Source organism: Eggerthia catenaformis OT 569 = DSM 20559 (genome assembly GCF_000340375.1).
Classification (GTDB): domain Bacteria; phylum Bacillota_I; class Bacilli_A; order Erysipelotrichales; family Coprobacillaceae; genus Eggerthia; species Eggerthia catenaformis.
In genome coordinates, this window is the sequence record NZ_KB446646.1 from 178,351 (window position 1) to 185,222 (window position 6,872).

Annotated in this window: 4 protein-coding genes; all 4 read left to right on the forward strand. The window is 31.2% G+C overall.

The genetic code is table 11. From position 1 onward, the window contains the following. Positions 1–80: 80 nt before the first annotated feature. Positions 81–1,940: a tRNA uridine-5-carboxymethylaminomethyl(34) synthesis enzyme MnmG gene (gene mnmG, locus HMPREF9943_RS00885; RefSeq protein WP_004801186.1), complete on the forward strand. Its 1,860-nt coding sequence runs from the start codon at positions 81–83 to the stop codon at positions 1,938–1,940. A gap of 1 nt (position 1,941) precedes the next feature. Then, complete coding sequence (gene rsmG / locus HMPREF9943_RS00890; RefSeq protein ID WP_004801187.1) at positions 1,942–2,637, forward strand: 16S rRNA (guanine(527)-N(7))-methyltransferase RsmG; 696 nt, start codon at positions 1,942–1,944, stop codon at positions 2,635–2,637. A 14-nt stretch (positions 2,638–2,651) separates the two neighbouring features. Next, complete coding sequence (gene noc, locus HMPREF9943_RS00895; protein WP_004801188.1) at positions 2,652–3,434, forward strand: nucleoid occlusion protein; 783 nt, start codon at positions 2,652–2,654, stop codon at positions 3,432–3,434. Positions 3,435–4,399: 965 nt separating this feature from the next. Next, positions 4,400–6,872, forward strand: a 2,473-nt coding sequence (locus tag HMPREF9943_RS10130) for a Cna B-type domain-containing protein (protein ID WP_004801189.1), incomplete at its 3' end; no start/stop codon positions are given.

Here is a 6,872-nt window from a genome sequence, read left to right on the forward strand (position 1 = left end):
GCCGTTTCTCTTTTATCTAGGTTATTTGAAAAAGGCGATTGAATATGGTATAGTTTTAAGGCGAAAAGAAGGTAGAAAGTATGTATGATGTGATTGTTGTAGGAGCTGGCCATGCCGGTATAGAAGCTTGTCTTGCACCCGCAAGAACCGGCTTAAAAACTTTAATGGTAACCAGTCATTTTGAAAATGCCGGTCAGATGCCATGTAATACAGCTATTGGTGGCCCGGCTAAAGGTATTATTGTAAGAGAAGTAGATGCATTAGGTGGTCAAATGGCTAAGAGTGCTGATCAATGCTATACTCAGATTAAGATGCTGAATACTGCTAAAGGTCCCGGTGTTCAGGCTTTAAGGGCACAGGAAGATAAGAAGAAATATCCACGCTATATGCAGCAGGTTTTAAAGAATCAGGAGAATCTTGATATTGTTGAGAATATGGTGGAAAATCTGCTGGTTGAAGATAATATATGTAAAGGTATTGTCTTAGAAAATGGCGAACGGTATTTAGCTAAGACAGTTATTCTTACAACCGGTACTTATTTAAAGTCTGAAATACTTGTCGGTGATACAAAAACACCAAGCGGTCCGGATAATGAAAGATATTCTAAGTTCTTATCAGATAAGCTTAAAAATTTAGGATTTAGAATACAAAGACTTAAAACAGGAACACCTCCACGTATTCAAGCAGATAGTATAGATTATTCTAAGACTTCTTTACAGCCCGGAAGTGATGATCATTTATCATTCTCCTATCATACGCATCGTTATGTTCCTTCTGCTGAACAGGATCCTTGTTTTTTAACTTATACAACTGAAGAAACACATAAGATTATTAGAGATAATTTGAGTAAAAGTTCAATGTATTCAGGTATCGTAAAAGGTGTTGGACCACGTTATTGTCCATCTATTGAAGATAAGGTTGTTAAGTTTGCTGATAAAGAAAGACATCAGATATTTTTAGAACCGGAATCAAGAGAAACTGATTCAATTTATGTTCAAGGCTTTTCTACATCAATGCCTCATGATATTCAAGAACATATGGTACGTACATTACCGGGTCTTGAGAACTGTGTTATTTTAAAATATGCTTATGCAATAGAATATGATGCGATTGATCCTTTACAACTTCATCCTAGTCTGGAAACAAAGCTTATTAAGAATCTCTTTACTGCCGGTCAGATTAATGGTACAAGCGGTTATGAAGAGGCTGCCGGACAAGGATTAATTGCCGGTATTAATGCAATCGCAAAAGTCAAGGGAGAAGAACCTTTGATATTAAAAAGAAATGAATCTTATTTAGGTGTTTTAATAGATGATTTAGTAACTAAAGGCACAAAAGAGCCTTATCGTATGCTGACAAGTCGTGCTGAATATAGACTTTTATTAAGACATGATAATGCTGATGAGAGACTGATAGGATATGGATATAAATATGGCTTGGTAAGTCAAGAGGATTATCAGTTTTATTTAAATAAGATGAAGCATATTAAAGATGAGATAGATAGATTAAATATGCTTCGCTTTACTCCTAAGAGTGATATTAATGATTATTTAAACAAGATTGGATCTTCTGTCTTAAAAGAAGGAACATCTGCTTCTAAACTCATAGAAAGACCGGAATTATCTTATCAGATATTAAAAGATTATTTAGGTAATAATGAACTAACTGAAGAAGAAGTTACAAGAGTTAATATTGCGATTAAGTATAAAGGATATATAGATAAAACACTGAGACAAGTAGAAAAAAGTAAACAGATGGAAGAAAAGAAAATACCATTATATATTGATTACGACGATATTACGAATCTATCTATTGAAGCTAAAGAAAAACTAAAGAAGATTAGACCATTAACAGTAGGACAGGCAACTCGTATTTCCGGTGTCAATCCGGCTGATATTTCTGTATTATTAATATATTTAAAAAGTGCTTATGGAGATTAATATGGATTTTCTTAATTTATTAAAAGAAAAAAATATTTTATTAACTGATTATCAGATTCATCAATTTGAAAGATACTATCAATTATTAGTAGAATGGAATGAAAAGATGAATTTGACAGCTATTACTGATAGAGATGATGTTTATTTTAAGCATTTCTATGATTCATTAACAATCTCTTTTGATTTTCCATTCTCATCTCAGTCACTTATAGATATAGGAGCCGGAGCGGGATTTCCTAGTATACCTTTAAAGATTATTTATCCTGATCTAAAAATTACAATTGTTGATTCATTAGGAAAACGAATTCAGTTTCTTAAAATGCTGATTAAAGAATTAGAATTAGATCATGTAGAAGCTATTCATACACGAGCAGAGGATTACGTAAAGCTATATAGAGAATCCTTTGATTTAGCTACTGCCAGAGCGGTAGCCAGATTAAATATTCTTGATGAATTATGTCTTCCTTTTGTGAAAGAGAATGGATATTTTCTAGTATTAAAGGGAAAAGCAGGAGAAGAAGAATTGAAAGAAGCAAAGAAAGGTATTAAAATACTTGGCGGTCAGATTATAAAAGATGTATCTTTTGCTTTAAGTAAAGATCAGGATTATAGACATAATATAATTATTCATAAAATCAGGAAAACACCTAGCCAATATCCTAGATTATTTGGTAAAATAAAGAAACAGCCATTATAGAAAGCAGGGATCATATGAAAAGAGATGTGTATAAGTTTTTAAATATTAATTGGATACAGCCTAATAAAGAACAGCCACGAACACATTTTGAAGAAGAAAAGATACAGGAACTATCTGATTCAATACAAAAGAATGGTCTTTTACAGCCAATTGTGGTTAGACCATTAGGTTTTCATAAGTATCAGATTGTAGTAGGAGAGAGAAGATATCGTGCCTGTAAATTAGCTAATATTAAAGAAATACCTGCGATTATTCAAAAGCTGAATGACCAGCAGACAGCTAATGCCGCTTTAGTAGAGAATATTCAAAGAGAAAATCTTTCAGCGATCGAAGAAGCACTAGCTTATCAGCAGATATTAGATGCACAGAATATGACTCAGGAAAAACTGGCTTTACAAATGGGTAAGAAACAGTCTACTATTGCTAATAAGCTTAGACTTCTCCAGCTTCCTATGACTATACAGGAAGCAGTAAGGAATAAAGAAATATCTGAAAGACATGCAAGAGCCTTATTAAAGCTTTCTAATACCAGCGAGCAGAACAATATGTTACGTAATATTAAAGCTAATCAATTAACTGTTGAAGAAACAGAAAAGAAAATAAAAGAAAAGCTGGCATCAGATAAACCTAAGGCTAAAAAGAAAGGAACATCAAAAGCTTATTCTAAAAGTATTAGAATAGCTTTAAATACAATTAATAAAGCTTTAACTATGATTCAGAAAACAAATACTGATATTATATCTGAACAGAATGAAACAGAAGAAGAAGTGATAGTTACTATCAGATTTAAGAAATGAAGATATTGTAAAATTAAAACGAGATTTTTTGAGAACAGAAAGAGGGCGATTCACAGGTATCGTCCTCTTTGTTATTGTATTAATTTTTCAGCCGATTTTTTTATTTCTTGATTATACTCTTTCGTGAGCATAAATAAATATATATTTCTTGATATGAACTCTCTAATATGTACCTTAATTAAATTAATATCACAATTTATTAAAATGTATAGTAACGGAAGTGCAGAGATTATCTCTAAATATTCCATAATATATTTAGATAAAGTCAGTGTTTAATGATTTATGAGAAATAGGTGTTTACGATATATTATTCATGAGTAAATTATTTAAGGACTAAATTGAAAGGAAATTCATATGAAAAAACTAACTATCATAAATGATACAGTGTTTTTTAACATAAAGATTAAAGTGATAGATAAAACATACTATGAGATGATTTTTATTAACTAAAGGAGTCATTCGGTATGTCTTAGTAAAACAATCTATTTTTAATAGAATATTATCATATTATTTTATTTTAAAAAAATTCTTTGATATAGTAAGAGTAAGGATAGACTAATATAAAAAACTAGAAATAATTAGTTCAATTATATTAACTATATCCGCTGAATGAGATTAAGTCTTATAAGATAGAGAAGATATCGGATGCAATAGATATTCAGTTCGAAAAGAAAGGATTATTTGTTGCATATGACAAATATCTAATCGTTTTTTCGAATTCTAGAAAGGATTATAAAAAGGGGAGAGCATCTGTTTTCTATCTAAGATATTGTTAGTTTTAAGACTATAAGACAATTCTGATAACTTATGTTATCTGTTATGTTGTCTGTAGTAATATTTATTATTCATTTACACATAACTAAGGAAGAAATAACAATATTGAATGACAATATGAATGATATTAATCCATTCATGTATTACTATTAATACATTATTAATAGATAGTTAAGCAAAGGAGTAAGAAATTGAAAAAAAGATTAAAGAATGTCATATTATTAATGGCTTTGGTTTTTTCAGTCTTAAGCTTTCCGGTAATGGCAAAAGAACATTCTGTCGACATAGTAGGAAGCGCGGGTAACGGGATATTTGGGTGCTCATTGAAAGTTAAGAGCATGGACCAGCTGAAAAGAATTAAAGGAATAAAGGTAAATGGGGAAACCTTTACCAAAGTTTCTAACAAAAGTGATTTAAATTCAGGTAAAAGATATGTTTTATCTGAAACTGATCCGGATATTTTTTTATCGGCTTTAAAAAATAAAGATAAGATAGAAATAATAACGGATAGTGAGAAAGTAACAGTAACAGTTAAAGATGCCAATTCTTATCTAAAGATGCATGATTCTGCAAGCATAATGTATTCTAAACTTGAAAATGAGAACACAAATACTCCTGATTTGGAGATTGAATCATCTGAAGTGAACTATTCATATAATCAGCTAAAACTGAAGTTTAAGAAGCCAAACATGGCTGAAAAAATTAAAGAAGTTAAGGTTAATGGCAGGAGTTATACAAAGAAAGATTCAAAATTAACTCCGGGTGATGGATTTGGATATTATTTCTATATAGATCCGGCAGATAATAAAATATATTTAACTAATATAAATAATGATGATAAAGTTGAACTCATTACAGATAAAGGAATAACTTTTTTTACTGCACAAAAAATGGGATTAATGGGAACATCCGGGAATAACTATAAGGACGTAAAATTCACGCCTAAAAGCGGTGGGAATAATTTTTCAATTAAAATTCACAAAAAGAATGAAAATGGAAAAGATCTTGCCGGAGCAAAATTTGAAGTAGTTAAAGCTGCAACAGGAACTGTTGCCGGAAATATAACTACGGATAAAAATGGAAATGGTCATATAGATAACCTATCAAAGGAAAATTATATTATAAGAGAAACTAAAGCTCCATTAGGATATATAAAGTCCGATCAGGAAGTTGAAGTTAAAACAAGTGATTTTAATGACGGAAGCAAAGAAGCTGTTAAAGAGATAGTAAATAAAAAGGAAAAAACTTCTGTTTCAGGAAAGAAAATCTGGAAAGATGAAGACAACAGAGATGGTATTAGACCTAAGGAAATTGAGGTAGTACTTTATGCAAATGGTTATGCCATACAAAATAAAACAGTGGAAGCAGATGCAGACGGAAACTGGAATTATAAATTTGATGACTTAGATAAATATGATGATGATGGGAACCTGATAGATTACATGGTGAAAGAAGAAGCTGTTGCAGGATATAAGGCAACTTATAATGGTTTCACAATAACAAATGAACATAAGCCCGAAACTATAACTATCAGGGGCAGTAAAAAATGGATGGATGATAATGATAAAGAGAAGAAGAGACCTAATGAAGTTAAAGTAGCTCTTTATAAGGGAAATAAAAAAATTCAGGAAACTGCTGCAACAAGATTAAATAACTGGGAATTCAAATTTGAAAATCTTCCTAAGAATGAAAAAGGAAAGAAAATTGAATATACAGTAAAAGAAGAATCGACAGTAGGATATACATCTTCGATAAAGAAAGTTTCAGAGGATGTTTATGAGATAGTAAACACTATTACCGGGAAATTATCAATTCCGGTTAATAAAACATGGGTAGGGCCTAAGGCACCTAAAGCATTAGTAAAGCTGTTTGCGAATGGAATAGAAAAACAGGAAGCGGAACTGAATCAGGGAAATAACTGGTCTTATATATTTGAAAACCTTGATAAGTATGACGGTCAGGGGAAGAAAATAGTATATACATTAAAAGAAGAGTCTATTCAAAATTATGACAGTCAGATTACCGGAGACGCTGAAACAGGCTTTAAAGTAAAGAATATTAATACAGAAAAGATATCTATTCCTGTTGTTAAAAAATGGGTAGGAAAGCCTGCTGATTCTGTAACTATTAAATTATTAGCAGATGGCAAAGAGAAAATTAGAGCTGTCTTGACTAAAGACAGCAGCTGGAAGGATAAATTCTCTAATCTTCCAAAGTATGATGATAAGGATGGTCATGAGATTATTTATAGTATTTCGGAAGTTAAGGTGAATGGATATAATACCGGTATCACCGGTACAGCTAGAGATGGCTTTACAATTACTAATACCATTACAGGTAAGGTATCTATACCTGTTACCAAGGTATGGGCAGGAAAGGAAGGAATTTCAGCAACTATTCGTCTTTATGCCAACAATAAAGAAATTAAATCTACTGTTTTAAATAAAGGTAATGGCTGGCAGTACACATTTACTAATCTTGAGAAGTATAAAAATGGTCATGAGATTAAATATACAATCAAGGAAGATCCTATTGAAAACTATAAGAGTGAAATAACAGGAAATGAAATAAAAGGATTCATAGTAAAGAACACCAATACAGAAAAGGTATCTGTTAAAGGAACAAAGACATGGGATGATGCCAATAATCAGGACGGAAAGAGAC

Bases quoted from the DNA above. Each gene is read 5' to 3' on its own strand.
- mnmG (WP_004801186.1), top strand. From the start codon at position 81: ATGTATGATGTGATTGTTGTAGGAGCTGGCCATGCCGGTATAGAAGCT.
- rsmG (WP_004801187.1), top strand. From the start codon at position 1,942: ATGGATTTTCTTAATTTATTAAAAGAAAAAAATATTTTATTAACTGAT.
- noc (WP_004801188.1), top strand. From the start codon at position 2,652: ATGAAAAGAGATGTGTATAAGTTTTTAAATATTAATTGGATACAGCCT.